Below are 25,979 nucleotides of genomic sequence, written 5' to 3' on the forward strand. Positions count from 1 at the left end.
TATTCCGCGGCTCAAGTGGTTCCGGTCTCTGACAGACGTTCCTTGAATGCTGCGCCGGCCTCTGTTTCAAAAACGCTGACGAGCGCTTCGACAATTTTCTGATCATATTTTTCCGGATTATTCCGAAAGACACGGATTGCTTCATCGATAGTGATCGCCTTGCGATAGGAGCGCGGCGAGATGCGGGCGATCAGAATGTCCGCCATGCCGAGGATACGGGCAGGCATGTCAATCTCGCTGTCATTCAAGCCATTTGGATAACCACTCCCGTCGAGATGTTCATTAATTTGCGTAATCGCATCGATAATCGCTTTTTCAAGCCCTGCCTCGACGAGAATTTTCTCGGCAACATAGACATGCTTTTGCATGATCTTCTGTTCGTCCTCGGTCAATCTTGATTCCTTAACCCGGATATTCCGTGGTATAGAAATTTTTCCGATTTGTGACAATTGGGCGCTCGTCTTGATAACCCGCTTCATTTCCTCTGATAGTCCCATAAGGGCCGCAACCCGGTTGGCGAGCTCGCCCATTTGGCCCGAATGACCAAAGAGATAGGGATCATTCGCCTCGACCATGCGGGCGAGGACATTATTTGCCTTCTGGCTCATTTCCTCCTTGCGGCGCTGGAACTCGACATATTCGGTGATATCGCTGCTGACGGTAACAATGCCGATGAAAACCCCATCGTCATTCAGGAACCGTGATTTGGCGGTGCGTAAGGTCCGCGTTCCGGAGAGAGTTTCAATTTCCACGAAGGCATTAACCGTCTGCTCCGTCGCGATCGCCTTATGGTCATATTCGGCCAGCTCACGCGCCGCCTTCTCCCCAAACAAGTCTCTGTCGGTTTTTCCGGGAATCGAGCGAAGCGGCGTGTCGGCAAACCTTGCCAGCGACGGATTGGCATAGATATAGCTTCCCTCGGGATCTGTGAGGCTGATGAGTTCGTCAATTGTGTTGTTGATACTGCCAAGAAGCCGCCGCTGGACATTTATCTGGGCGGCAAGGTCTTTATACTGGGTTGCCAGTGCCCGCGCATTCTGCCCCTTCAGCGTCAGCCAGATGGCAATCAGAACGCTGAAAATTATGACGATGAAACTGATAGCCAACCCAGAAATAAACAAACTGTAAGTCCCGAGACCGACAAGGGCGTCCGCACTGCGTATCTGTTGAAATATGACGAGATTAGTTCCCGCTATCGCGGCCCCCGAAATATAGAACAGGGGCTCGTTGGTAGGTAAAACAGTCTGGAATCCGAGAGAGTCCGGACTAAATGGCGCAGCCCCGTTCGCGATATAGGGCAGTTTTGACGGATAAAGTTCATAAAATCTGCCGTCGCGAATCTGAAAAAGGCGTGGCACATTACGCTGGTCCGAGAAAGGGGCGGGGGTCAGGAATTCGGCAAGTTGTTTTGACGCTGGAACCGTTATCAGTAGGACGCCGACAATATCCGGCTTGTCCTTAGCCACGCCTGATTGCGCGGCCTTTATCGGCACCATAAAATCAAAGACGAGCCCCACCTCCGTCGCGCGCATCGGAAGAAAAGTGATTGTCTCGCCAGTATATTGCGTCCGCGCCTGATTGCGCTGGAAATCATTGAGCGCGGGGGCGTCGCCGGAGGAAAGATAGGCGCGGCCATCCTTTCCAATCAAATAGGCACCGAGAAGACTGTCCTGGTTGGCAAAAGTTGTGAACGCATTTTGCATATAGGGCAGCTGGTCGGCAAGTGGCTTCGGCAGCTTGCCGTCGCTCGCGAGATTCACTTCGGTGGCAAAAAGCTGAAACAGATCGTTATCGGCAATTCTGTCGGCCCGTTGCGCCGTTGCCGCGAGCCATGTTTCGATAACCTTCGCCTTGCCAGTCGCACTGACATCCAGCCGCTTCTGGACTTCCGTCAGGACTTCCTGTTTTCGCGTCTCGATCGCGTAGTCGCAGGTGAAATAGGAAAGTAGGGCGAGCAGGACGAAAAGCAGCAACCCGATTTTCCAAGGCGTCTTGATCGCCAGTTCCTCATCATTTGGCACATTATCCGGCAGAAAGCTGTTTAACTCCTGATTTATGGTTGAGTTATTCATCAACTTTAACTCCTTGCGCCAACTGCACGGACAGGAAATCCCTTGGAATATGGGCCCATCTTCTCTTTTCATTTACGGAATAGAGTGGAACATAATACCGCACGAGGTTTTCATTCAGAATCGTATCACTCAGGCTGTCCAGGATAAAACGTTTGCCACGTAATGACACGCTTAATATGGTATGAGACTTGTTTCTTAAAACGTCATTGGTAACGACGATCCGCATGGCGAGGGGGCTGAACCCCAATTCTTTTAGGCTGACATACTTCATAATGGCGAAATCTTCCGAACGGCCGCCGTTCGGGATGAATTCAAGCGGCGTTGCCCAGCGGCTGTCTGTCACCCCTTCCTTAATATCTGCCGTGTGCTTCCAGCCGTTCAGGAAGCGGTTGATCTCCTGCAGCTGAATGCGCTTATCCGTCCGCATCAATTCAGCAATTTTTGCCCGCCACAAGGTCATTTGCTGTGACTGACAGGCCTGTATTCTGGCATCGCATTCGGCAGCGGCTGTGGCAAGTTCAGGAAAACTTTTAACAACATGTTGCCATTGCGGAAGCGCGGAAAGATTTGCCGATGAAATTTCAATCATCCCGAACAGGCCCTCCTGATTGACCTCGGCGTTCGTACTTGTATCGGCGAGCGCAGCGGGAGCAGGCAGCAAACTGACAACCACCATCACGGCAGCAGCGATATGACGGCGCTGGAAACAGCTCATCAACGTTCCCTCATCGCCATGTCACGGGTTTTCAGGATCGGCTTCAGAATATAGTCGAGCACCGTTTTATGGCCAGTGAGAATATCAACGGAGGCCACCATGCCCGGGATAATCGGAAATTTACTCTCGCCTCTCAACAGGTAATTCTGGTCCGTACGAACGGTGATCTGATAAAAGCTTTCGCCGGTTTTCTCATCAATGATTGTATCGGCACTTATCCGTTCGAGCTTTGCCGGAAGCCCGCCGTAAATCGAGTAATCATAGGCAGTGATTTTTACGGTCGCCTTTTGCCCTGGTCGCAGAAAGGCTATGTCCGACGGTCGGACACGGGCCTCGACCAGCAGGCTGTCATCGATCGGGACGATCTCGATAATATCCTGCCCCGGTCTTACCACCCCGCCGATGGTCTGGATTTTCAGTTCCTTGACTTCCCCGGTCACGGGAGAGCGGACATCGGTTCTGGCAACCCGATCTTTTACACCCAGGATTTCCTGCCGCGCCGCTTCATATTCGGCCCGGGTCTGGCCCAATTCCTGGGAGGCAAGGCTTCTGAAATTGAGGATCTTCTCCTCAATTCGCTGGTTTGCCTCCTTCAGCGCTCCCTCCACTCTCGGTATAGAAAGCCGGGAGGCAGAAATCTTGCCTTGCAGATCATTAATCTCGCGGCGCAATTTAAGCGATTGCACTTTCGGGACAATTCCCTTGACGACGAGAGGCTCGGTTATTTCCCATTCCTCGTTTGCCAGTGCGAGACTGGCCTTCAACTGCTTTAATTGCCCGTTTATTTCTTCGATTTCCTGGTTTCGCTGTTGCGCCTGCTGGCGAAGAATCTGAATCTGGGATTGAAGTTCCGCCTGTCGCGCGTTGAATAAATTCTGTTCGCGTATGGAAATATCCTTGCGCTCGGCCAGTAATTCGGCGGGGTAGGTTGGCGCCTTTCCCGTGGCTTCGGCTTCCAGCCGGGCGATCCGGCCCATCAGGTTTAGGTAATTCGATTCAATCTCGCCGGCGCGGGACGCATATCCGGTATCATCTATCCGAAGTAGGATTTGCCCCTTTTCAACGATATCTCCTTCGTGGACAAGCAATTCGCGAAGGATACCGCCTTCGAGATTCTGGATGACCTGAACCTGGCTCGAGGGCACGACCTTGCCCTCGCCGCGAGTCACTTCGTCCAGGATCGCATTGTCCGCCCAAATGAAGGCGACGACAAAAAACGCGACGACACCGATCAGGAGCAGGAAGGCGCGGGGATGCGGACCCTGGATTTTTGCCGCAATCACGTCAGAGGCAAAGTCTGAATCATTCCATTGCAATTTTCCGGACATCATTGATCCTTCGGTCCGTTTAACGGTGATTTGGTAATCGACGCAGACATCCGCAGCGGTTGCGCCTGTCCGGGCTGGCCAAGTTTCAGGATTTCATCGCGCGGGCCGTCGGCAGCTATTTTCCCATTCCCCAGCACAATGATCCGGTCGACCAAAGAAAACAGTGAAGTTCTGTGGGTGACCAGCAAAACCGTCTTGTTTTCCATATAGCCGCGAAGGCGACTGATCAGACGCCGCTCCGAATTCAGGTCCATGGCGCTGGTCGGTTCGTCCAGCATCAGGATCGGCGGGTTGGGAAGCAGGGCCCGGGCAAGCCCGATACTTTGCCTCTGGCCCCCCGACATTGTTGCGCCTTTTTCACCGACATGAAGATCGTACCCATGCGGATGGCGGCTGATAAAGTCATGAACGCCGGACAGTTGCGCCGCCTTCAGGATCATTTCGTCATCGGCCTGAGGATGGCCCATAGTGATATTTTGCCGGACCGTAGCCTGAAAGAGGGTGATATCCTGCATGACACTGCCGACGCTGCGGCGAATATCCGATGGATCAATTTGTCGGATGTCCGTGCCGTCGATCAGGATCGACCCTTCGTCGGGCTCGTACAGATTGATCAGCAGCCTGGAAATCGTCGTCTTTCCCGATCCGACCGGACCAATGATGCCCACCTTTTCCCCGGCGTTTATTTTAAACGAGACGTTGCTGAGTGAGGGGAGGTTACTGCCCGGATATTTGAACGTAACATCCTTGAATTCAATATTGCCCTGAATATTCGGTCGGCTCAGCTGTCGTTTTTCAGCCCCGCGCTCTACCGGGAGTGCCATAATGTGATTGAGTCCCTTCAGGGCAACCATCGCCTGGTTCATGCGTGTCAGAAGCCCGGCAATCTGGCCAAGCGGGGCCATTGTCCGTCCGGTAAGGATGGTTGAGGCAATGAGGGCGCCAACGGTCATGGTTGAATCCGGGTGGCTCATCTGTATGACGCCGTAAACAACAACGCCGACGGTCACCAGTTGCATGGATGCAGCGGACAGATTGATCCCGAGGCCGGAAAAAAATCGCGCGGCAACGCTTGTCTCGGCGGTTTTACCTACAAATCTCTCCCATTCCTTTTGCATATGCCCTTCAATTCCCATGCTCTTGACCGTATCAAGGGCGGAAATTGTCTCGATTATCACGCCGTGTTTCATTGAGGCTTCTTCAGTGGTCCGGGCGATGGCCCGGCGCATGGGCCATTGCAGGAACAAGCCGATCATCAGGACGATCGGAATGGCGGTGGCCGGAATAATCACGATCGAGCCTCCGATCAGGTAGATTATAAACAGGAATATTCCAAGGAACGGTAGGTCGACCAGCGCGGTTACCGTAACGGAGGTGAAAAAATCCCGCAATGTTTCAAATTCGCGCAAATGATTGGCAAAGGCCCCGGCAGAGGCGGGGCGCGCCTTGATCTGTATATTCAATACCTGTTCGAATATCCGGCTTGAGAGGAGGACATCTGCTCGCTTGCCGGCATTATCGACGAAATACGCCCTAAGTGATTTCAACAGGAAATCAAATGCAATGACAGTCACCACGCCGATGGCAAGAACCCAAAGGGTTTCGAGGGCGCGGTTGGGAACGACACGGTCATAAACATTCATGATGAATAGCGGGCTGGCGAGGGCGAAGCTGTTAATCAGGAAGGCGGCAATGATGACCTGGAGGTATGTCGGCCAGAACTGCCACATCGTGCCCCAGAACCAGGAGCCGGTCCGGTCGAGCAGCTTTTCATCCTTGTCGACCCGGTGCTTGAAGTTCGGACGCACCAGGATTGCATAGCCGGCGTAAAGCTCTTCGAGTTCCGCAAGCGGGATGGTTTCCATTCCTTCGCCGGTTTCGGGAAAGATTACTTTTGCCTGATCGGTTGTCCGGGACAGCAGGACACAGGCCCGGCGCTCTTTCATCAGGATGACGCAGGGCAGCACGACGGCCGGGATCTTGTCGAGACGCCGGTTTGAAATTCGGGCACTGATGCCGACCCGCTCCGCGGCACGCACGAATAGTTTCGGCGTCAATTTATTGTCTTCCAACGGGAGCCCGTAGATCAGGGCGTCATCCGTCCGCGGATCATCGAATAATTTTGTGATCGCCGTCAGGCAGCCAAGAAGGCAGTCCTGGTCCGCCCGCCGCACCTCGGAAAGTTCAACCTGCCAATTCTCCGTTTTTTCCTCACTGACAGTGAGTTTAGCCTCACTTTCCTGTCGGCTAAACGTTGCCGCCTTCACGGCTTCTTCGTGCGAGATTTGGGGCTGCTGTTTCTGCTCCCCGTCCTTGGTCGTAAAAAGCTCGTTTGCCATCTCATGATCCAAGGCCAGCGACTTTTTTAATTTACGGGGTACGGAGTTTTCCTTGTTGTCTGCCATATTCTACTTTTTCCACAAATGGGCGTAATATCGTCAACGCCCCACGGTGTTAGGGAGCCTCAAAGAAGCCTTATCCGGACTGCTAAAATCTCCATCGCTGGCTCCATCGCCGGGAATGTCGGCGTTCAGGCCGTACCGCGTTCAATTTATAATTGATTGGCAACCCCGTCTTTTTGATTTCATTGTTTTACAGTCCAATTCAACGCTCATTTCGTGAAAAACCTGTTAACAAATCTGGAAAAAATATCAATTAATCCCAATGATTTACAAGAAGACTGTTAACCTGTTCCTCCACCATGTTATCCTGCAGACCGGTCTACGCCAAAAGCCGCAGGGTAGCGTGGAACTTTTTTGACGTCATTTCAACTAAATTAACCATAAATTGCTGGGCTAATTGACCGAGCGGACATGCAACTATTAAGTCACCTTCACGCCGTATGGGGTTCGAAACGGACGTTGGGTTGTATTTCATATCGTATTTGCATCGCTGCGATTTCAGTTTAAAGCCGCCCGGAAAATCTGTTGTATTTAGGCCACAAAGGGCAAGGGCGTCCCGCAATTTACAGCCCATTTCCTGTATAAAGTTGATTGTCAGTGGGATTTTCCGGTAATTTTAATGATAAATTTAGACACATCTTTTAACTGTTCCCTTGCTATCCGTAGGAGAATAGTCGAGAACACGGATGAAATCTGATTTTTGAGAATGAAGGCACGTTTAGGTATTGGGAGAGGGGCATGGAGTTCAGAAGTAATATGGTGAAGGTGAAATATGTCCTTTCATCCAGTATTTTGTCGGCTGTCTTCGGGAGCTTTCTGCTAGTGGGCGCAGCCCAATCGGAAACTCTTGAAGAAGCTGTGCAACTGACCGTTTCGACATATCCTGAAATTGGCGAAGCCTCGGCTAATCGGCGGGCTGTCGATCAGGAATTGAGACAGGCGGAAGGCCTTTATTACCCCACTGTTGATCTTGCTGCTGGCGCTGGCTGGGAATGGACTGACACGGTTACCATCGATAACGAGGATCTCGGACGTACCGAATCCAGCTTGCTGGTGGTCCAGACGCTCTTTGATGGCGGGTTTCGTTCTTCCGAAGTCGATCGCCAGGAAAACCGTGTCGACAGCGCCGCCTACCGCGTGCAGGAGCGGGCAGAAGCAATCGGGCTTGATGCGGTCCGCGCCTACCTTGACACCCTGCGCAGCATGGAGATTGTCCGGCTTGCCAAAGATAATGTCGAAAAGCATCGCACGACACTGTCGGAAATTAAGGATCGGGTAGATGCCGGACAAAGCGGTATTGGCGATGACCAACAAGCGGTGGCGCGATTAGCTGCAGCACAGGACACGCTTGTCGAAACTCTTCGGGCGCTGGACGATTCTCAAATTACATATTTACGCGTTGTCGGGATTCAGCCTGCCAACCTGCAGCTTCCGTCATTTGACGAAAGCACAGTACCAGACAATATAGATGATATCGTCGCGACCGCTCTTGAGAATAATCCGGACATCAAATATGCAACCTCTGACATCAAGACATCAGAGGCCGAAATCAAGGGAACACAGGCAAGTTATTACCCCACCATAAACCTGGAAGTCGGGGCTTCGGCCGATAATAATCTTGACGGCGTTCGGGGCCATAATGATGATTTCCTGGCAATGGTCAGGATGCGCTACAACCTGTATCGCGGCGGAATTGATGAAGGCCGTGAAAAAGAAGCGATCGCTCGCAAGTCAGAAACGGAACAGCGCAAACTGCGGTTTGTCCGCCTCGTCGAGGAAGAAGTTCGCCGAAGCTGGAGCACGCTGGCCCGCTCCCAGGCCCGGGCCGAGGTCCTTGCCAATCAGGTTGTTGCTAACGGACAGGTGGCTTCAACTTACGGTCAAGAGTTCGAGATCGGGCAGCGTGACTTGCTTGATCTGCTGGACGCCGACAATGAATTATTCAATTCCCGAACCTCTCTGGTGACGGTAGAATATTCCGTTCTTTTCGCAAAATACCGGCTGCTCGCAACCATGGGGCGTCTTAATTCCGCCCTTGGGGTCGCACTTCCGGGCGAAGCATCGTTACTGAAAAAACAATGATGCCGACGGAGGCTTTTCCGGGAATTACCTGAAGATTGTTATTTTGGATGGTGGCGCCACCAGCCGATTTCGTTGACGGAGTAAATTGGCCGGTAATGAAGGATCCGTTTGGAGTCGACAACCTGGCCGATCTGATTGTCGAGTACCAATCTTTTGCCTTCGAAATCGACCACGAGAATAGCATGGGCGATGCCTAGGTTCATGTCCTGCAGGACAACAATCTTCATGTCCGCAGCCTCCCAGCCAAGCGCCCGCAGGGTGAAATACTTGGCAATTGCGTAGTCTTCGCAATCGCCGAACCGGGCGAAGAACTCCTTCGGAATTTCCCAGTAATCGTGAACGCCCCAGTTAATGGGATCAAGCACGTAGCGAAACAGGTTCATATGCCGGTTGACTTGGTCGAGTTGCTCCCTCTTCGGCAATTTCTCCCATTGCTTGATGAGCGCCTCCCATTTTTGATAGGCGCATCTGTTATATTGCCCAGGCACACAATCTCCGGGGATATCCTTGTAATGCTCAAGGACTTTTCGCCATTTCGGAAAGGGTTTTAAACCAGAATAGGGGGTCGCCTGATAGTTAAAGAGGCCAACCGCATCAGCTTCGGAAATCAGGGGCGTTAAAAGCAGGCCGCATCCAAGAACAATCGACTGAAGGAGAACACTGAATTTCATTTTAGACTGTCTCACCTGAGGTATTCCCGACTTTCCCTTTTTTGTGGCGATAAATTTTTTCTGCGTTGCCGTGGTATTATGAACAACAAATGATTAACAAACATTAACGATGACCGGTAATATAATTGTAAGAATTATCGTTTGTATCGTAGGCTGTCGCCGCCTGATTTACCTATCTTAAAGGGTTTTGCGGCAGTCTGTCGCTATGTGAAATATATAACCGGGACTGGAAATGTCGGAATTACAAGTAAGAGACACGGAAAAGGGAAAGACATACAAGTCCCTGGGAGTTGCCGTCTTCCTGCTGATTGCCGTCGTCGCGGCCGGTATCTGGGGGACATTTGTCTTTGTCGATGAGCAACGGTCGCGCGATATCAGGAACTGGGAAATCCGTCTTGGCATCGTCGCCGACAGTCGTACCGCGAGCATTGAGGAATGGCTTCTAAAACAGCAAGAGTCTATTGGCGCTTTGGCAAATAATGCATCCTTGCAGGTTTACCTGACGCAATTGGTCATCGAGACCTCTGAGAACGGGAATTCAATTTCGGAAATTCCGGAAGCCGGGTATCTGATAAACCTTCTGAATAACCAGGCGGTGATGAGCGGGTTCTGGGAGCCGGAAGAGCCGCAAATCCGTGCCAATGTCGTGCGCCCCGGCCGGGCCGGTATCGGCCTTACCGATGCAACGGGGAAACTTTTAGTATCAAGCGGCAATATGCCGCCTTTAACCCCGGGCATCCGTGCCGCGATGGCCAAGGCAAGCGAGGGGCAACCGGCGCTGATCGATCTCTACAAGGGTGCCGACGGTGATCCGGCCATGGGCTTTGTCTCGCCGGTTTTTGCCGTTCAGGGCGAAGATGGGGCGGCGAAATCCGTCATTGGCTATATAATCGGAATCAGGACGGTGCAATCATCGCTTTACCCACTATTGTACCAACCTGGCGATATCATGCAAACGTCGGAGAATTATCTGGTGCGGCGCGATGGTACGCTGGTGCAATATATTTCGCCGCTGGTTGACGGGACCGAAGCTCTGACCCGCAAACTCAGTGGGAAGGGAGATCTAGCTGCGGCCTTCGTGATTGACAGGCCGGGTGATTTTACAATCGCGACAAACTACCTCGGGGCTAAGGTTCTGGTGACAGGGCGCGCCCTTTCCGTGGCCCCCTGGTATCTGGTCAGGACAGTCTCAGAACAGGAGGCATTGGCCGAAACCGATCGGCGGCTGTCGACCATGCTTGGCATCTTCATCCTCCTCATCGTGGGGATTGCGGGAACTGTCGTCGCCGTTTGGCGCCATGGAACATCAATACGGGCGGCCGAACTCGCCGTCCGTTACAAAAAGGCGGCGGAGGAGCTCAAAGAAAGAAGTGACTTCCTTAAAATCGTGACGGACCAGCAACCGACGGCGATTGCCGTTTTCGATGCTGAGGATAAATATACCTTTGCCAATAAGGTCGCGGCGGATGATGTCGACATTTCACAGGAAGAAATGCTGGGCAAAAAGGCTACCAGTGTTCTCGGGCCAACGAAGGCTCTGGAAATTATTGAAATGACCAATCTGGTGCGTACGGATTACGAGCCCCGGACCGTGATCAGCGAGTCCGGTGAGGCCGAGGCGCGGCGAATTGTGAAATCGGATTTCATTCCCTTGTTGTCATCACGGGTGAACAGCAAGGAAGTTCTGACCGTTTTTCAGGATATTTCCGATGTCATCATTGCGCGCGAACGCCGTGAGAAGGTCCTGCGCAGTCTGGTATCGACCCTTGTTGCATTCGTCGACCGACGGGATCCTTTTTCTGCCGACCAGTCCCGTCGCGTAGCCAATGTCGCCATCGCCATTGCTGAGGAAATGGGCGCAACTGAAGATATGGTGCGCACGGTCGACATTGCCGGTAACCTGATGAATATAGGCAAGATACTGGTGCCGCCCGATTTGCTGACAAAGACGAAGAACCTTTCCAAAAAGGAAATCGAAACGATCCGCAATAGCTTGTTTGCCAGCGCCGATCTGCTGGACGAGGTTGAGTTCGACTTGCCGGTTTCGACAACTCTCCGTCAGTTGCAGGAAAATTACGATGGCAGTGGACAGCCCGCCGGGCTTGCCGGCCCTGAAATCAGTGAGGCGGCGCGGATTATCGCGGTCGCCAATGCCTTCGTCGGGATGGTTAGTCCGCGGGCCTATCGCGGCGCCCTTAGTTTCAGTGCTGCTGTCAAGCAGTTGCTGGAAGATGCGGATACACGCTTCGACCGAAAAATGGTCAGTGCCCTGATCAACTATCTTGAAAACCGAGGTGGCCGCGAACGCTGGCAGTATTTTTCGGAACCGGTCGCGGATAGCGATGATGGAGAAAAGGCAAAGTAGGCTGATCGGCGCCGCGTCTAGAGCCGCGGTGCAGCCTGCAGGGCGGCGGGACCCGTCAGAATTAATTTAACGACTTCACTCTGTCGGCTGGTATCGGTTTTTCGAAAAACCTGGCGAAGCTGGGACCGTACCGTATGCATGCTGACCCCCCATTTTTCTGCGAGAGTGTCAAGCGTATGACCATTGGTCAGGCCAAGGGTTAATCGCCCTTCAGCCGGTGTCAGGCCGTATAACCGGCAAATGGTTTCGATGGAGAATTCGACGGGCTCGGCGGGATCAGAGACGAAAAGAACCGCCCCTTTTCCGGCCACACCGGTGCCGATTGGTGCCACCATAACGTTTAAAGGGGAATCGCTTTCCATGCGGGTTAGTGAGATGGCAAATTCGCCGTCGTTTGTCTCTCCGTCCGGGGTTAGGGCATTCGCCAGCAATTTAGCCAATGTCCGGTTTTCGCCCGGTAACGTTGCCCGGCAGACGCGGTCCTGACCGACAACAAGCCCGTCGCCCCGTTCCAGATATCGTTTAGCCTTGCCGTTGAAGAACAGGATTTTAGCGTCAGCGGTCACAAGGATGACGCCAATTGGCAGGCGATTGAGGACTGCCGTTGCCGAATCCAGAAGCGGCGCCGTATCAGTCGCGCGGGTATGACCTCTGTGCCGTTGAATGGCGTTGAGCAGGCTGCGGCACATGGTATCAGCGGTAAGTTGTCCCTTGATCAGGTAATCCTGGGCACCTTGACGAATGGCTTCCCGTCCAAGCTCCTCGTCATCGGTAAGCACCACAAGAGGCGTTTCGGGAATCTTTTGGCACAAGAGGGCGATTGCGTCAGATCGGCCGGACGATGTGTCGGTCAAGTCAAAAATTATGATATCGCTGGTATTCGGAATTCCGGCATTGATGAAATCCTGAACGCTGGCGACATGTTCGAACAAAAACTGGTTGTTCCCAACATTTGATAGCAGCCAGCTTAATTGCTGGGCGTCTTCTTCCTTTCGTCCGATAAAACGGACGGTTGCTGTCGAATTCTGGTTCATTTACAACGCGTATCCTGAGTTTTTTATCACAGCCTTCGGCTCGAAATTAGCCTTAGGTTCCCATCAATTACCTAAAATTTTGATAATTTAAGGCGCAATTTGGGTTATATTCGATCAAATTTTCTGGCCATAATCGACTATATCACCTATCCGAATGCAGTGAAGGTGAATTCACGGAGCCTATCCGAAATGGGGCGCGCCGCCGTTCATTTTTTGTTTCGAAGCCTGAGGTAAGACAGGAAAATGCCTAAATTTGTCACTTTCAACAAGCCCTGGGGCGTCCTCAGCCAGTTTACGGGGGAGGATGGTCAGCGTACCCTTGCGGAGTTCTCGCTGCCCGGAAAAATTTATGCGGCGGGGCGTCTCGATAAGGATAGCGAAGGCTTGCTTATCCTCAGTGACGACGGCGTATTTATCAAAAAACTACTCGATCCCGACAACGCCCATAAACGGGTTTACCGGGCGCAGGTCGAGGGCATTCCGACGGCCGATGCCCTTCGCCAGCTGCAGGAGGGGATCGCCATTCGCGGTCATCAATGCAAGCCCTGCCGCGCGGTGATTATCGATCCCCAGCCGGACGTCGCCCCCCGCGATCCGCCGATCCGCGTTCGTAAGGCGATTCCGACAACCTGGATCGAACTGACGCTGACGGAGGGAAAAAACCGTCAGGTGAGGCGGATGACCGCGGCCGCAGGATACCCGACGCTGCGGTTGATCCGGACCGCAATCGGTAACCTTGTCCTCGGTGACCTTGAAGAGGGGACGTGGCGCGATGTCCGAAAGCAGGATATATTCTAAAGCTGCCTAATGGGCGAACAGAACAGGCGCAGTCATATGATTGAGTATCGTGTTGGTGGCCCCGCCGAGGATCATTTCGCGCAGGCGGCTATGGCCATAAGCCCCCATTACCAGCATATTCGCGCTATAATCGACAAGCGCATCCAGTATCGCGTCGCCGACGCTGAGATCAGGCCATGCCCCGGATTTAAATTCTGCCGTAATGCCGTGGCGTTTTAAATGCGCCAGAATTTGGGCGGTTTCTTCACCTTCATCCTCGGTGGCGTTGATACTTAAAAGTGTCACTTTCTTTGCCTTTTCAAGAAACGGCATGGCCTCATGCAAGGCTCGCGAGGCTTCCCGGGAATTATTCCAGCCGACAACGATATGGTCGCCGAAATTGCCATATTTCCCGGTAAAGGGAATGACAAGGACTGGACAAGAAGATCCGATAACAAGTTCTTCGGCGATATACCGGCTTTGAGTATTATTCTCAGCGTCGGGGTCTCCTTGGCCAACCACCACCAGGTCAACGGCCAGCGCATGGGACTTGATCACATCCGGCGCATATCCTTCTTCAACGACAATCTCCAGGGAAACGTCCACTCTTGATGCCAGCTTTTGCAGTTTCTCGGTTGCTTTTGCTGCGTTTTCTTTTTCAACACTGTGGGCTTGTTCAATGAATTCCGGTGGGACATAGCCCATGAAAGATGTTGGAATCGTGACCCTTGCGATCGTGTAGAGGGCCTTGACATGGGCTTTATGCTCGACCGCAAGCCCCAACACCGTTTCAATCCGGGCGTCGAGTTGCGGATCATTGTTAAGATGAAGTAGAATAGTTTTTATTGGCATTATGTCCTCCTTCGTTTCCACTATTTAAGATATGATTTGATTACGGCAATAACAACAAAATAGATGGAAACTTCATACGAGAGCCCTCATATTTTGCTAGAATAGGAATGTCGGCAACCGATTTCTAAAATTTTCATGATGTCAAGGATCAGGAATAAATGGATGCAATAGAAGCGCTAACAACCCGGAAATCTGTGGCCATGTTGACAGAGCCGGGACCGAGTGGCGATGAACTGGCAATTCTGATGCAGGCCGCGGTGCGGGCGCCGGACCATTGTCACTTGCGCCCCTGGCGGTTTCTAGTGATTAAGGGGGAGGCGCGCGAGGCTCTGGGTGACATCTTCATGGAGGCGCAGAGGCGGCGCGAGCCGGAGGCCACGGAGGCGGCACTCATGAAGACTCGGTCAAAACCCTTAAGAGCGCCGTTGATAATTGTCGTCGTCGCCAAAATCGAGATAGATAACCCCAAAGTTCCACCGATTGAGCAAATTCTATCTGCCGGAGCGGCGGCTCAGAATATCATGAACGCGGCGCATGCCATGGGCTATGGCGGTATATGGCGAAGTGGCAAACCCTGTTTCGATGAATATGTGAGAACCTCCCTTGGGGCCGGTGCGAATGATCAGATCGTCGGCTTTCTGTATCTTGGGACAGCGGCGCGCGCGCCGATCCTGCCGAAGGAGGAGATATCCAGCTTTATGGAAGTCTGGACAGGCTGAGACGGCGCGCCGGATTGCGAGCGTATCATCAATAACAATAATTAAGGGAGACTGCAGTTGTCTGACATTATCTATCATCACTACGATCCATCCCCATTTGGCGAAAAAATCCGGACCATTTTCGGATTTAAAGGCATGTCCTGGAAATCGGTTCAAATCCCGCGAGTGATGCCGAAACCGGACGTTGTGCCACTGACTGGTGGCTATCGTAAAACGCCGATAATGCAGATTGGGGCGCATGTCTATTGTGACACCCAGGCCATCATTCAGGAACTGGAAAAGCGATACCCCGATCCGACGTTATTTCCAGACGGAAGTGAATTTCTCGGTTGGGGCATGAGTTTCTGGACGGATAAATTATTGTTTAGTACAGCAGTCGGGATCGTATTCGGAACATTCGGCGACCAGATGCCGCCGGAATTTGTGAAAGACCGGTCCGAATATTCCGGCGGGTCCATCAATATTGAAAAGATGAAGGCGGCCCTGCCAGTTGCCCTGCAACAATTCGCGGCGATGCTGGATTGGGCCGAACAGGGACTGGCGGACGGAAGATCTTTTCTTCTTGGCGAGAAGCCCAGCCTAGTCGATTTTGACCTGTATTTTAACGTATGGTTCGCGGGTCGCGCGCCCGCCGCGAAAAAAGTTATTGAAGCCTTTCCGCGGCTAACCGCCTGGACGGAGCGGATCGCTGCCTTAGGCCATGGGGAAAGGACAGAGTTAAGCTCAACTGAGGCGCTGCAAATCGCAAAGGCGGATGACGTCAGCGGCTATCGGGGCGTTATTGCCGAGGGCGAGGCGCATTCGGGCGGCGATACGGTTACAATTACCCCGAATGACAGCGGCCGGGTGCCGGTAACGGGAGAACTCGTGACCCTGACAAACCGGGAAATTGCCATCCGTCATCAGAATGATATCGTTGACGAGGTTATTATCCATTTCCCGCGGGCGGGTTTTATCGTCAGTTGAAACAAATAAATGGGGCGGAGCCTTTGTTCCGCCGCCTTTATTCACTATGAACCGGTCAGATGAGCGAACTTGTTGCTAAGTCAGGCCTACATTTGTTAGTCTGTCCGCGAAATACGCAGAACCGGACATCCTTTACTGCTGGAGTGACACTTGGTTAAGAAAATTCAGGCTTTCGCCGTCGCATTATGTATTTTTGGTCTCGCCCAATCCGCTAATCTGGCAGTCACCCAAGAGGCAGAGGCGCAAAGCAAAATACCAGAAGCCGTTGTCGCCGTTGTGGATATAAATCACATTCTGCAGGTCTCGGAGCCCTCGAAGAATGCGGAAGAAGAAGTAAAGACGCTTCTGAAATCACGGGTCGACGGCCTAAATGAGCGCGGTAATGCGTTGAAAGGCCAAAAGGCAGAACTTGATAAACAAAGGGCGATCATCTCTCCCGATGCCTATCAAAAAAAGCTGTCGCAATTAAATATCGACCGCCAGAACCTGCAGCGTGAATTTCAGGTCATCAATGCCAAGCTGAATGATGTATTGGTGGGGGTCCGGCTTCGGCTCAGGGATATCATTATCCGGATCGCCGCGGATGTCAGCAAGGAAAAGGGCATTAATATTGGCATTGACCGGGCAAAAACGGTTTTCTTTGACAATAAGATGGATATTACCGACGAGGTCCTCGCGAAGTTTAACAAGGCAAACCCGAAGGTAGACATCACTGTTGAGGAAAAAGGCGACGGCAAGACGCCGGTCCCGCCCAAGAAGAAGGAATAGGGCAGCCGTCAGATTTCTGACAATAGTTTTTCCTTCAACTCCTCACTGCAGAAGGCTGTGCGGACCGCATTCCGCGTAATATTTTCGAGATCCATCTCGGTCAGACTATAGGCGCGGGCCGCCTCATCATATTCATGACCAATTGAGGTTGCGAAAAAAGGCGGATCATCGGAATTCAACGTGACGATACAACCCGCTTCCATCAACTGCCTGAATGGGTGCTGACGCCGGGACCGGAACAGGCCGGTCGCCACATTACTGCCAGGACACAGTTCAAGTGGAATTTTGCGCTCGGCGACCTCAGCGAGCAACTCGGGGTCCTCCCAAACGCGTACCCCATGCCCGATACGGCTGACAGGCAGATATTTGAGCGTATCCCGAATGCTTTCCGGGCCCGCAAACTCGCCCGCATGGCTGGTAGTCCGGTAACCCGCCCGGGTGACAATATCAAAGGCAGAGGCAAAATCCCGGGCATTGAAAACAGCTTCATTCCCGCCCATGCCGAAACCGACCACGTAGGGATGCGGGTGAGTGATAAATCGGCGGGCTATACTCTCGGCTCGCTCGGCGCCTAAGTGCCGGACGCAGGTGACAATGATCCGCCCTTCAATGCCGAATTCGCGGTGGGCATCCTCAATACCTGCGGCAATTCCCTCAAGATGGTCCGGATAGCTCATTCTCACCGCAGCGGCGTGATCGGGGGAGGAAAACATCTCGACATAAATGACTTCTTCCGCCGCACACCGGGCAAGATAGTCATAGGTGACCAGCCGGTAATCATCCTTGGTCAGGATTGTTGCCGCCGCCTTGTCATAACATTGAAGGAACTCCGCGAAATCACGCCAGGCGAACTCGCCATCGGATTTGAAGGTTGTGGGGTCGATCGCCGCGCCATTCGCTGTGGCGAGTTTTCGAACAAGGGCCGGAGGGGCGGTCCCCTCCAGATGCACATGTAGCTCGGCTTTCTTGACCATGTCAGTTCAGAAAACTTTTGCCGTATTTGAGGGAAGGAAGCGATAAATGCGCAGCGATGGACTGCCCGATATCGGCAAATGTCTCCCGCTCTCCGATGCTGGCGCCCTCTATACCGGGACCAAAGCCGATAATCGGCACGACTTCGCGTGTGTGATCCGTCCCCGGCCAAGTCGGGTCACAGCCGTGATCGGCCGTCAGAATGACAAGATCACCATCGCTAAGTTTCGCCATGAGCGCGGGTAGGCGGGCATCGAACTCCTCCAGCGCCTGCGCATATCCGGCAATATCCCGCCGATGGCCAAACGACTGGTCGAAATCGACGAGATTGGTAAATACGAGGCTGCCCTCGCCGGCCCGGTCAAGAGCTTCAAAGGTGGCGTCCATCAGTGCCATATTTCCTGCCGCCTTGACTATTTCACCGGTACCACGGTGCGCAAAAATGTCGCCAATCTTACCAATAGAGATAACCTGATGGCCGGCCGCGCTCATCTGCTCCAGTAAGGTTGCCTCGGGCGGGGGAACGGCAAGATCCCTGCGGTTCGCCGTACGGGTAAAGACACCGTTCTCACCAAGGAATGGGCGAGCAATAACGCGGCCAATCCCGAGGGGATCGACGAGCTCACGGGCAATATCACACAGCTCATAGAGGCGGTTGAGACCGAATGTTTCTTCATGCGCCGCAATCTGGAAGACGCTGTCAGCGGAGGTATAGACGATGGGCTTGCCGGTTTTCATATGCTCATCAGCCAGTGAGGCGATGATTTCAGTGCCCGAGGCATGGCAATTGCCGAGGATGCCGGGAAGCTGGCCGCGCTCGATAAGCGCATCGGTCAAGTCCGTTGGAAAACAGGGGGTGGTTTTTGGAAAATATCCCCAGTCAAACAATACTGGAACTCCGGCCATTTCCCAATGGCCCGACGGGGTGTCCTTGCCCTTACTCTTTTCCTGCGCAACCCCGTAGAGGCCGCTATACAGGCCTGGAGCCGGGCTTTTCTGGTGATAGTCGTCATAGGCAGCGAAAAGACCTAGTTTCCTGAAATTGGGGAGCATTAGCGGGCCTGCCCGATTGTTGGAATTGGCGCGGCCGGCGTCGGCAGCCTCGATGATATGGCCGAAAGTATCGGCGCCGAGATCGCCAAAATCCTCAGCATCCCGCGCGGCACCGAGGCCGAAACTGTCCAGCACAATAACAACGGCCCGCATTATATATCCTCTCTGGTTAATTTTGTGGCGACAGGCGCTACCCGTTTTGGCGCTGTATCGGTCAAGGTGATCGCCCGTAAAATTGCTGCCTCTGCCTGCTGCGCCGCCGCCTCGGTCCGGGCGAAAATCGTCGCAATTGGGGATCTGGGACCAAGCTTTTCCCCAAGTCCAGCGATGTTCCCAAGGCCAACGCCGTAGTCAATTGAATCAGCGGCGGTGTGGCGGCCACCGCCCAATTCCATTACGACAAGCCCCATCGCCCGGACATTCATAGCGCCGAGGAATCCCCGCCTTGGAGCGATAACGTCACGGCGGACCGGCGCGAGAGGGAGATGTTTGTCCATGTCGGTCATGAGATCGCGCGGGCCGCCCAGAAGCGCTATCATCTGGGCGAATTTTTCCGCTGCCGTCCCGCTGGTCAGCGCCCCCTGAACCGCAAGCGGGGCGGTCGTCGCGTCGCAAATGCCCGCAAGAACCAGCATTTCCACCGCCAGTGCCGTCACCACCTCCAAAATCCGCGGGTCGGCGGCCTTTCCCATCAGGAAGTCAATTGTTTCGCGCACTTCTATCGCATTGCCGGCTGTCCGCCCGAGAACCTCATTCATATCAGTCAGCAATGCTGTGGTTGGCAAGCCACAGTCATTAGCGACGGTGACAATGCTGCGGGCGAGTTCCATCGCGTCCGTATACTCCTCCTTGAAGGCGCCGGAGCCGAACTTGACGTCCATCACCAGCGCATCCAGCCCCGCCGCCAACTTTTTCGATAAAATCGACGCGGTGATAAGCGGGATCGACTCGACCGTGGCGGTTACATCGCGGGTGGCATAGAATCGCTTGTCGGCCGGGGCAAGGTCCGCCGTCTGGCCGATGATGGCGCAGCCGATATGCTTGATGGTCTTTGTCAGCAATTCCGGGCTTGGGGCGGTATTATATCCGGGCACGCTGGCGAGCTTATCGAGGGTTCCGCCCGTATGACCGAGCCCACGGCCGGAAATCATTGGGACTGCCCCGCCGCAGGCAGCAACGATCGGGGCCAGCATCAGGCTGACCTTGTCGCCAACGCCGCCGGTTGAATGTTTGTCGACAACAGGGCGTCCAAGCCCGGCATTTGTCCAGTCCATTACACGCCCGGAATGGGCCATGGCGCGGGTCAGATCGACGCGTTCGTCCATGGTCATGTCGCGGAAGAAAACGGCCATGGCAAAAGCGGCGATTTGCCCCTCGGAGATGGAGTTATCGGTTATTCCCTTGACCATGAACTCGATTTCAGCCCGACAAAGCGCGGTGCCATCACGCTTTTTCCGAATGATTTCCTGCGGATGAAAATGGGTCTGTTCAGTCGCCATAGGGAATCCATATATTTTTGATTTGTGTTGAATGGCGCAAAAACTCGCGGCCTTCGCCTTGCTCCATGTCAAACCAGTTGCGCGCTTTGCCGTTATTCACCCAGGTCCGCTTCATATTCCCGGCGGAGGCCGCCTCCACCAGTTCGCTGCCGGACTTGGGACCGAAATACCAGACAGATTTCACGTCATCATGTTCGGCGAGTGTCCTCGCAAGTAGGTCCCGGTTTCCGGTAATGATATTGAAGACACCGCCCGGCACATCGGATGTCTCCAGCACCTGATAAAAATCGGTGGCTGACAGCGGATGTGTCTCGGAGGCGACGAGCACGATCCGGTTGCCCATGGCAAGGGCCGGAGCGGCAAGCGAGATCAGGGAGAGCAGCGGATTTTCATCCGGGCAGATAATCCCGAGGGTGCCAATGGCCTCCTTCATGGCGAGGGTGACACCACGCATCGGCGGGGAATGCACCCGGCTTTCATATTTATCCGCCCAGGCACCGTAGGAGAAGAGCCGCCGGATAGAGGCATCGACTTCCGCTAGGGCCTTTTTGGACGTGACGCCGGTTGTCTCGACAAGACGTTTTGCAAATTCATCCTTTCGCGCGTCAAGGTTTTCCGCGATGTAATATAAAACCTGGGCGCGGGCGTGACTGCTTGTCGTTGTCCAGCCCACTGCCTTGCCAGCGGCCTCAACCGCATTGCGGATATCCTTGCGATTGCCGTCGCCAACCTCGCCGATTTTCACGTCTTTAGCCGAGAACACAGGAAGGCTATAGCCGGAATCGGGGCGTGCCTGTTTGCCGCCGATATAAAGCTTGGCCGTCCGGTCGAGCGATACGAGAGGGGAAGGCGTCGCGTCACGTTTACCGGGCGCCTTCGCGGCAGTCTGATAGTCAGGCAATTTTGCCAGGAATTTCGGCTTGATGACTTCCAACATGCCCTCATGACCGCCCTCGCGGCCGTAGCCGGATTCCCGATTTCCGCCAAAGCCGCAGGCGGCATCGAACAGATTGGTGGAATTGATCCAGACCACGCCGCAATCAAGTTTCGGTGCGACATCCAGCGCGAGATTGATATTTTCACTCCAGACGGAGGCGGCAAGGCCATAGCGGGTGTTATTGGCGATCCTGATCGCCTCGTCAGGCGTGCGGAAAGTCATGGCGACGATGACGGGGCCGAATATTTCCTCCTGTGCGATGGTGGCCGCGGGGGCGACATTGGTGAACAGGGTCGGCGGATAGAAACACCCCTCCTTCGGCACCGCCCAACTGGGTTGCCATATCTCGGCGCCTTCATCGGTTCCTTTTTTCACCAGATTTTTGATAGCCGCCAACTGCACTGGCGCGACAATCGCTCCCATATCGATGGATTTATCGAGGGGATCGCCAAGCCGCAGATTTTCCATCCGCGCGCGCAGCTTGGAAATCAGTTTATCGAAGATGCCTTCCTGAACCAGTAGCCGAGACCCTGCACAGCAGACCTCTCCCTGATTGAACCAGATCGCATCGACGACCCCCTCAACGGCGCTGTCGAGATCGGCATCGTCAAAAACAATGAAAGGAGATTTGCCGCCAAGTTCCAGCGTCAGATGCTTGCCGCTTCCGGCGGTCACCTTTCGAATATGGCGCCCGACCTCGGTCGAGCCGGTAAAGGCGATCTTGTCGACGTCCGGGTGGCGAACAAGCGCGTCGCCGGTCGTCCCGTCGCCGGTGATAATATTGACAACGCCCGGAGGCAGACCCGCATCTTTACAGATTTCCGCAAAGCAGAGCGCGGTCAGGGACGTATATTCGGCAGGCTTGAGTACCACCGTGTTGCCCCCGGCGATCGCTGGTGCGATTTTCCAGGCGAGCATGAGAAGCGGGAAATTCCACGGGATGATCTGGCCGATCACGCCCATGGGCTCGAACCCCGCAAATTCCTGTTCCTGCAACTGTGCCCAGCCCGCATGATGATAGAAATGCCGGGCTACGAGGGGAATGTCGATATCTCGGGTTTCGCGTAAAGGCTTGCCGTTATCGAGGGCCTCCAGCACCGCAAGCAGTCGGGCGTTGCGTTGCAGGGTGCGGGCCAGGCCATAGAGATGCCGGGCGCGGCCATGACCGCCAACGGCGAGCCAGTCTTTTTGCGCGGCGCGGGCAGCGGCGACGGCGGCGCCCACATCCTTGTCATTGGCGGCGGCGATATCGGCAAGCTTTTCGCCCCGCGCGGGGTTCTGGCTTTCAAACCAGCTGTTCGATCTGGGTTTGGTCCAGCCGCCATCAATGAACAGGCCAAATTTTCCTTTATGCGCGGCAAGCCAGTTCCGGGCGGCTGTCTCGCTCTCCGGGGCGGGGCCGTAGCTCATGGAATTAAAGATCTCTGCAATACTCATCATATAGTCCTTCAGGCCATCGGATGACGGAAGTCGGCCGAATAGCGGCCGGTGACAAAATGCTCGATCTGGCGCTCTATATCGCCTAGCAGGCTGGATGCCCCGACGCGGAACAGATCGGGCTGCAGCCAGTCATTGCCAAGTTCCTCCTTCATCATGATCTGGTAGGCGAGGATATCCTTTGCCGTGCTGATACCACCCGCCGGTTTGTAGCCGACCTTGTGGCCGGTCATTTCCAGATATTGGCGTATCATGCGGATCATCACCAGCGTGACGGGGAGGGTGGCATTGACCGCCTCTTTACCGGTGGAGGTCTTGATAAAATCAGCCCCCGCCATCATTGCGACCATGCTGGCCTTGGCAACATTTCGTAAGGTGACAATATCCCCGGTGCCGAGAATGGCTTTTAGATGGGCGTGCCCCGCGGCGGCACGAAAGGCTTTTACCTCGTTATAGAGCGCCCGCCAGTTGCCGGTCAACACGTGACCCCGGGTGATGACAATATCAATTTCGTCCGCCCCGGCGGCAACAGAGGCCTCTATTTCCTTGACGCGCAGATCAAACGGGCTGAGCCCGGCGGGAAAGCCGGTGGAGACCGCCGCAAGCGGAATCCCGCTTCCCTTGAGAGCCGCAACTGCCGTTTCTACCATACTGTGATAGACGCAGACCGCGCCGGTGGTGAGGGGGCGTTTGTCCATTCCCATAGCCACCAGCAAGTCAGCCCGAACCGGCTGGCGCGCTTTTGCAGAGAGGCGCCTGACCCGTTCCGCCGTGTCATCGCCGCTTAACGTCGTCAGGTCGATACAGGTAATGGCCTTCAGAAGCCAGGCAGCCTGATACTCCTTCTTGACGCTGCGGCGGCCGCCGAGGGTGGTGGCGCGGCGCTCGACGGCGCTCAAATTAACGCGAATACCGTCAAGGACATCAAGGTCAAGGGCCACTCCGGGATTTCGGGTATGACCGGGAGCGATTTTCTGTATCGGGCTAATCATTGCCGTCCTTCGTGCTTTGCAAATGGGCTTTCAGCAGTTCCCGTTTCAATGTTTCCAGAAATACAATTACCAGCTTTTCAAGATCGGCGGCGGCGAGCTTCGCCGATTCAAGAGTTTGTTCATGGCTGAGTTTTGTTTCGCTCATCCCGGCAGCGAGATTGGTGATATTAGAAATCGCCGCAACGCGAAGACCGGCATGACGGGCGACGAGAACCTCTGGTGTCGTCGACATGCCGACCGCATCTGCGCCAAGTTTTTTGAACATCCTGATTTCCGCCGGAGTCTCAAAATTCGGGCCAAGATAATGAAGGTAGACGCCCTCATGCAGCTTGATCCCAAGCTCCTTGGCGACAGCCTGCAGATGCGCGCGTAATATTGGGTCATACGCCTCCTCCATCGAAAAAAACCGTGGACCGAAGGCCTCGTCATTCTCGCCGATCAACGGATTGCGCCCGGTGAAATTAATATGATCGTTAAGGACCATCAGGCTGCCGGGACCCATTTTCTTGTGAAAGCTTCCTGCCGCATTGGTGAGCAGCAATATTTCAATGCCGAGTAGCTTCAGCATTCTCACCGGCAGGGCAACTGCCTGCGCCTCGATACCTTCATAATAATGAACACGTCCCTGCATACAAGCAACGGGCATGCCGCCGAGCCGTCCCAGAATAAGCCGTCCCGCATGCCCCTCCACTGAGGAACGCGGGAAATCCGGGATATCAGCATAGTCGATACTGGCCACAGTATCGATTTTGTCGGCCAGCTCGCCGAGGCCGGAGCCCAGCACGATGCCGACACGAGGGGTAAACCCGGGGGCCGCCTGCTTCACGAATTCGGCGGCGGCATTTGGATTAGCAGTCATTATTTTTCCTTAATGTATGGCTCGCCAATGGCCTTTGGCGGATGCGCCTTGCCGACAAAACCGGCAAGCAACAGAACTGTCAGTATATATGGTAACGCCTGAATAAACTGTACAGGAATAACCCCGACAACGGGAAGCTCAACCCCCTGCAATCGGGCTTGTACCGCATCGGTGAAGGCGAACAGCAGACAGGCAAGTAATGTCGGCACCGGTTTCCATTTCCCGAATATCAGCGCGGCGAGGGCAAGGTAGCCTTTACCCGCCGTCATATCACGGATAAACCCGGCGCCGTGGGCGATGGAAAGATATGAACCGGATATCCCGCACAGAAACCCGGTCACCGCAAGCGCTTTATAGCGCAAAAGATTGACGGAGATACCGGCGGTGTCAACGGCGTGGGGGTTTTCTCCGACGGCGCGAAGGCGAAGCCCGAAACGGGTTCGGTAAAGGATCCAGGCGGCAATCGGAACCGCCGCCGCCGCCATATAGACAATAATATTATGGCCGGAAATCAGTTGCGTATAAATATAACCGACGATGGGGATATTCCGCGCCGCTTCGGTAAAGGGAAGCTCAAGAGAGTGGAATCGGGCGTCGCCACTTAATGCCGGTGTTTGCCCGCCCATGTGAAACCAGGCATAGCCGAGCGTTGGGGCGAGACCGGCAACGACGATGTTTATCGCCATGCCGGAGACCACCTGATTTCCCTTGTGGGTGACACAGGCATAGGCATGAAGAGCGGCTAGTGCGAGCGATGCAAGGATCCCCGCGCCCAGCCCGACCCAGGCGGAGCCGGAGACCGCGGCGACGGCCGCCGCGGCGAAGGCTGCCCCCAGCATCTTGCCTTCAAGACCGATATCAACCACACCCGCCCGTTCGGAGAACATACCTGCGAGGGCGGCAAGGATAAGCGGGGTCGCCACGCGGAAGGTGGCATCCAGCAGCAGGACAATGATCTGGAAAATTTCCATCTATCCTGCCTCCACGATTCGGGGAGTGGCCATGCGCCGGTACAGGGCCTCGATCCTCGGCCGGAACATATGTTCAAGGGCGCCGGAAAACAGGATGATCAGTCCCTGGATAACGACGACCATTTCGCGGTTGATTGATTGCATTTCGAAGGAAAGCTCGGACCCGCCCTGATATAGCGCACCGAACAGCAGGGCGGCGAAGAAAATGCCCACTGGATGGTTGCGGCCCATCAGCGCGACAGCGATCCCGACAAAGCCGTAACCACCGGTGAAATCAAGGATCAGGCGATGCTGAACCCCCTCGATTTCATTTACCCCCACGAAACCGGCAAGGGCCCCCGAAATCATCATAGCGAGGATGATATTTTTCGCCGGAGAAATGCCGGCATAGCGGGCGGCGGTTTCATTTTGCCCGACGACGCGGATTTCGTAGCCCCATCGAGTGTGCCAGACGAGGAAATAAAAGCCGCCGCCTAAAATCAGGGCTTACAGGAAGGACAGATTGAGC

Annotated in this window: 20 protein-coding genes and 1 pseudogene; 6 read left to right on the forward strand and 15 right to left on the reverse strand. The window is 54.4% G+C overall.

The annotated features are described in order from the left end of the window. Positions 1–11: 11 nt before the first annotated feature. The 4 genes from ACESNI_RS03855 to ACESNI_RS03870 are packed head-to-tail and all read right to left on the reverse strand — an operon-like array spanning position 12 to position 6,520. The gene (locus ACESNI_RS03855) at positions 12–2,072 is read right to left on the reverse strand and encodes an HD domain-containing phosphohydrolase (RefSeq protein WP_373085146.1); all 2,061 of its coding nucleotides are present in this window, start codon (positions 2,070–2,072) and stop codon (positions 12–14) included. After that, complete coding sequence (locus ACESNI_RS03860; RefSeq protein WP_373085147.1) at positions 2,065–2,787, reverse strand: transglutaminase-like cysteine peptidase; 723 nt, start codon at positions 2,785–2,787, stop codon at positions 2,065–2,067. Before ACESNI_RS03860 ends, ACESNI_RS03855 begins: the two co-directional genes overlap by 8 nt. Next, a complete protein-coding gene (locus ACESNI_RS03865) occupies positions 2,787–4,118 on the reverse strand; it encodes an HlyD family type I secretion periplasmic adaptor subunit (protein WP_373085148.1) in 1,332 nt (443 codons plus the stop codon). The genes ACESNI_RS03860 and ACESNI_RS03865 overlap by 1 nt, the downstream gene beginning before the upstream one ends. Continuing rightward, complete coding sequence (locus ACESNI_RS03870; protein WP_373085149.1) at positions 4,115–6,520, reverse strand: type I secretion system permease/ATPase; 2,406 nt, start codon at positions 6,518–6,520, stop codon at positions 4,115–4,117. Before ACESNI_RS03870 ends, ACESNI_RS03865 begins: the two co-directional genes overlap by 4 nt. 735 nt (positions 6,521–7,255) lie before the next feature. Here ACESNI_RS03870 and ACESNI_RS03875 point away from each other — a divergent pair. Then, positions 7,256–8,599 carry a TolC family outer membrane protein gene (locus tag ACESNI_RS03875; protein ID WP_373085150.1) on the forward strand — a complete coding sequence of 448 codons (1,344 nt, stop codon included), beginning with the start codon at positions 7,256–7,258 and terminating at the stop codon, positions 8,597–8,599. A 38-nt stretch (positions 8,600–8,637) separates the two neighbouring features. On the opposite strand, the gene ACESNI_RS03880 is transcribed toward ACESNI_RS03875, so the two are convergent. Next, on the reverse strand, positions 8,638–9,285 hold the full coding sequence (locus tag ACESNI_RS03880; protein ID WP_373085151.1) for a transglutaminase-like cysteine peptidase: 648 nt from the start codon (positions 9,283–9,285) through the stop codon (positions 8,638–8,640). A gap of 217 nt (positions 9,286–9,502) precedes the next feature. Between ACESNI_RS03880 and ACESNI_RS03885 the strand changes: the two genes are divergently transcribed. Continuing rightward, entirely contained in the window at positions 9,503–11,635 is a 2,133-nt protein-coding gene (locus ACESNI_RS03885) for an HD domain-containing phosphohydrolase (protein WP_373085153.1), read from the forward strand. A gap of 17 nt (positions 11,636–11,652) precedes the next feature. On the opposite strand, the gene ACESNI_RS03890 is transcribed toward ACESNI_RS03885, so the two are convergent. After that, complete coding sequence (locus ACESNI_RS03890) at positions 11,653–12,669, reverse strand: hypothetical protein (protein ID WP_373085154.1); 1,017 nt, start codon at positions 12,667–12,669, stop codon at positions 11,653–11,655. Between the two features lie 243 nt (positions 12,670–12,912). On the opposite strand from ACESNI_RS03890, the gene ACESNI_RS03895 reads away from it, so the two are divergent. Further along, positions 12,913–13,467 (forward strand): pseudouridine synthase, encoded by a 555-nt coding sequence (locus tag ACESNI_RS03895; RefSeq protein ID WP_373085155.1) that lies wholly within the window; start codon positions 12,913–12,915, stop codon positions 13,465–13,467. A gap of 6 nt (positions 13,468–13,473) precedes the next feature. On the opposite strand, the gene ACESNI_RS03900 is transcribed toward ACESNI_RS03895, so the two are convergent. Beyond that, complete coding sequence (locus tag ACESNI_RS03900) at positions 13,474–14,298, reverse strand: universal stress protein (RefSeq protein ID WP_373085156.1); 825 nt, start codon at positions 14,296–14,298, stop codon at positions 13,474–13,476. A 158-nt stretch (positions 14,299–14,456) separates the two neighbouring features. Here ACESNI_RS03900 and ACESNI_RS03905 point away from each other — a divergent pair, with 158 nt between their 5' ends. From ACESNI_RS03905 to ACESNI_RS03915, 3 genes are all read left to right on the forward strand, one after another. Beyond that, complete coding sequence (locus ACESNI_RS03905; protein ID WP_373085157.1) at positions 14,457–15,017, forward strand: nitroreductase; 561 nt, start codon at positions 14,457–14,459, stop codon at positions 15,015–15,017. 57 nt (positions 15,018–15,074) lie between these two features. Beyond that, positions 15,075–15,983 (forward strand): glutathione S-transferase family protein, encoded by a 909-nt coding sequence (locus ACESNI_RS03910; protein WP_373085158.1) that lies wholly within the window; start codon positions 15,075–15,077, stop codon positions 15,981–15,983. Positions 15,984–16,133: 150 nt separating this feature from the next. Then, positions 16,134–16,751: an OmpH family outer membrane protein gene (locus ACESNI_RS03915; protein WP_373085159.1), complete on the forward strand. Its 618-nt coding sequence runs from the start codon at positions 16,134–16,136 to the stop codon at positions 16,749–16,751. Between the two features lie 8 nt (positions 16,752–16,759). On the opposite strand, the gene add is transcribed toward ACESNI_RS03915, so the two are convergent. From add to ACESNI_RS03955, 8 genes and pseudogenes are all read right to left on the reverse strand, one after another. Continuing rightward, on the reverse strand, positions 16,760–17,725 hold the full coding sequence (gene add / locus ACESNI_RS03920; protein WP_373085160.1) for an adenosine deaminase: 966 nt from the start codon (positions 17,723–17,725) through the stop codon (positions 16,760–16,762). Between the two features lies 1 nt (position 17,726). Beyond that, positions 17,727–18,932, reverse strand: coding sequence for a phosphopentomutase (locus tag ACESNI_RS03925; protein WP_373085166.1), 1,206 nt, complete (start codon positions 18,930–18,932; stop codon positions 17,727–17,729). Beyond that, entirely contained in the window at positions 18,929–20,275 is a 1,347-nt protein-coding gene (gene deoA, locus ACESNI_RS03930) for a thymidine phosphorylase (RefSeq protein ID WP_373085161.1), read from the reverse strand. The genes ACESNI_RS03925 and deoA overlap by 4 nt, the downstream gene beginning before the upstream one ends. Further along, positions 20,265–22,649: an aldehyde dehydrogenase family protein gene (locus tag ACESNI_RS03935; protein ID WP_373085167.1), complete on the reverse strand. Its 2,385-nt coding sequence runs from the start codon at positions 22,647–22,649 to the stop codon at positions 20,265–20,267. The genes deoA and ACESNI_RS03935 overlap by 11 nt, the downstream gene beginning before the upstream one ends. An 11-nt stretch (positions 22,650–22,660) precedes the next feature. Beyond that, positions 22,661–23,641 carry a deoxyribose-phosphate aldolase gene (gene deoC / locus ACESNI_RS03940; protein ID WP_373085163.1) on the reverse strand — a complete coding sequence of 327 codons (981 nt, stop codon included), beginning with the start codon at positions 23,639–23,641 and terminating at the stop codon, positions 22,661–22,663. Next, a complete protein-coding gene (locus tag ACESNI_RS03945; protein ID WP_373085164.1) occupies positions 23,634–24,500 on the reverse strand; it encodes a purine-nucleoside phosphorylase in 867 nt (288 codons plus the stop codon). Before ACESNI_RS03945 ends, deoC begins: the two co-directional genes overlap by 8 nt. Beyond that, on the reverse strand, positions 24,500–25,471 hold the full coding sequence (locus ACESNI_RS03950) for an ABC transporter permease (protein WP_373085165.1): 972 nt from the start codon (positions 25,469–25,471) through the stop codon (positions 24,500–24,502). The genes ACESNI_RS03945 and ACESNI_RS03950 overlap by 1 nt, the downstream gene beginning before the upstream one ends. After that, a pseudogene (locus ACESNI_RS03955) lies at positions 25,472–25,979 on the reverse strand (ABC transporter permease); the annotation flags it as partial.

The organism is Sneathiella sp., from assembly GCF_041689005.1.
Taxonomy (GTDB): Bacteria; Pseudomonadota; Alphaproteobacteria; order Sneathiellales; family Sneathiellaceae; genus Sneathiella.

Excerpts from the sequence above, each read along its gene's own strand:
- ACESNI_RS03855 (WP_373085146.1), bottom strand. The coding sequence starts at position 2,072 with ATGAATAACTCAACCATAAATCAGGAGTTAAACAGCTTTCTGCCGGAT.
- ACESNI_RS03860 (WP_373085147.1), bottom strand. The coding sequence starts at position 2,787 with ATGAGCTGTTTCCAGCGCCGTCATATCGCTGCTGCCGTGATGGTGGTT.
- ACESNI_RS03865 (WP_373085148.1), bottom strand. The coding sequence starts at position 4,118 with ATGATGTCCGGAAAATTGCAATGGAATGATTCAGACTTTGCCTCTGAC.
- ACESNI_RS03870 (WP_373085149.1), bottom strand. The coding sequence starts at position 6,520 with ATGGCAGACAACAAGGAAAACTCCGTACCCCGTAAATTAAAAAAGTCG.
- ACESNI_RS03875 (WP_373085150.1), top strand. The coding sequence starts at position 7,256 with ATGGAGTTCAGAAGTAATATGGTGAAGGTGAAATATGTCCTTTCATCC.
- ACESNI_RS03885 (WP_373085153.1), top strand. The coding sequence starts at position 9,503 with ATGTCGGAATTACAAGTAAGAGACACGGAAAAGGGAAAGACATACAAG.
- ACESNI_RS03890 (WP_373085154.1), bottom strand. The coding sequence starts at position 12,669 with ATGAACCAGAATTCGACAGCAACCGTCCGTTTTATCGGACGAAAGGAA.
- ACESNI_RS03895 (WP_373085155.1), top strand. The coding sequence starts at position 12,913 with ATGCCTAAATTTGTCACTTTCAACAAGCCCTGGGGCGTCCTCAGCCAG.
- ACESNI_RS03900 (WP_373085156.1), bottom strand. The coding sequence starts at position 14,298 with ATGCCAATAAAAACTATTCTACTTCATCTTAACAATGATCCGCAACTC.
- ACESNI_RS03905 (WP_373085157.1), top strand. The coding sequence starts at position 14,457 with ATGGATGCAATAGAAGCGCTAACAACCCGGAAATCTGTGGCCATGTTG.
- add (WP_373085160.1), bottom strand. The coding sequence starts at position 17,725 with ATGGTCAAGAAAGCCGAGCTACATGTGCATCTGGAGGGGACCGCCCCT.
- deoA (WP_373085161.1), bottom strand. The coding sequence starts at position 20,275 with ATGGCGACTGAACAGACCCATTTTCATCCGCAGGAAATCATTCGGAAA.
- ACESNI_RS03935 (WP_373085167.1), bottom strand. The coding sequence starts at position 22,649 with ATGAGTATTGCAGAGATCTTTAATTCCATGAGCTACGGCCCCGCCCCG.
- deoC (WP_373085163.1), bottom strand. The coding sequence starts at position 23,641 with ATGATTAGCCCGATACAGAAAATCGCTCCCGGTCATACCCGAAATCCC.
- ACESNI_RS03945 (WP_373085164.1), bottom strand. The coding sequence starts at position 24,500 with ATGACTGCTAATCCAAATGCCGCCGCCGAATTCGTGAAGCAGGCGGCC.
- ACESNI_RS03950 (WP_373085165.1), bottom strand. The coding sequence starts at position 25,471 with ATGGAAATTTTCCAGATCATTGTCCTGCTGCTGGATGCCACCTTCCGC.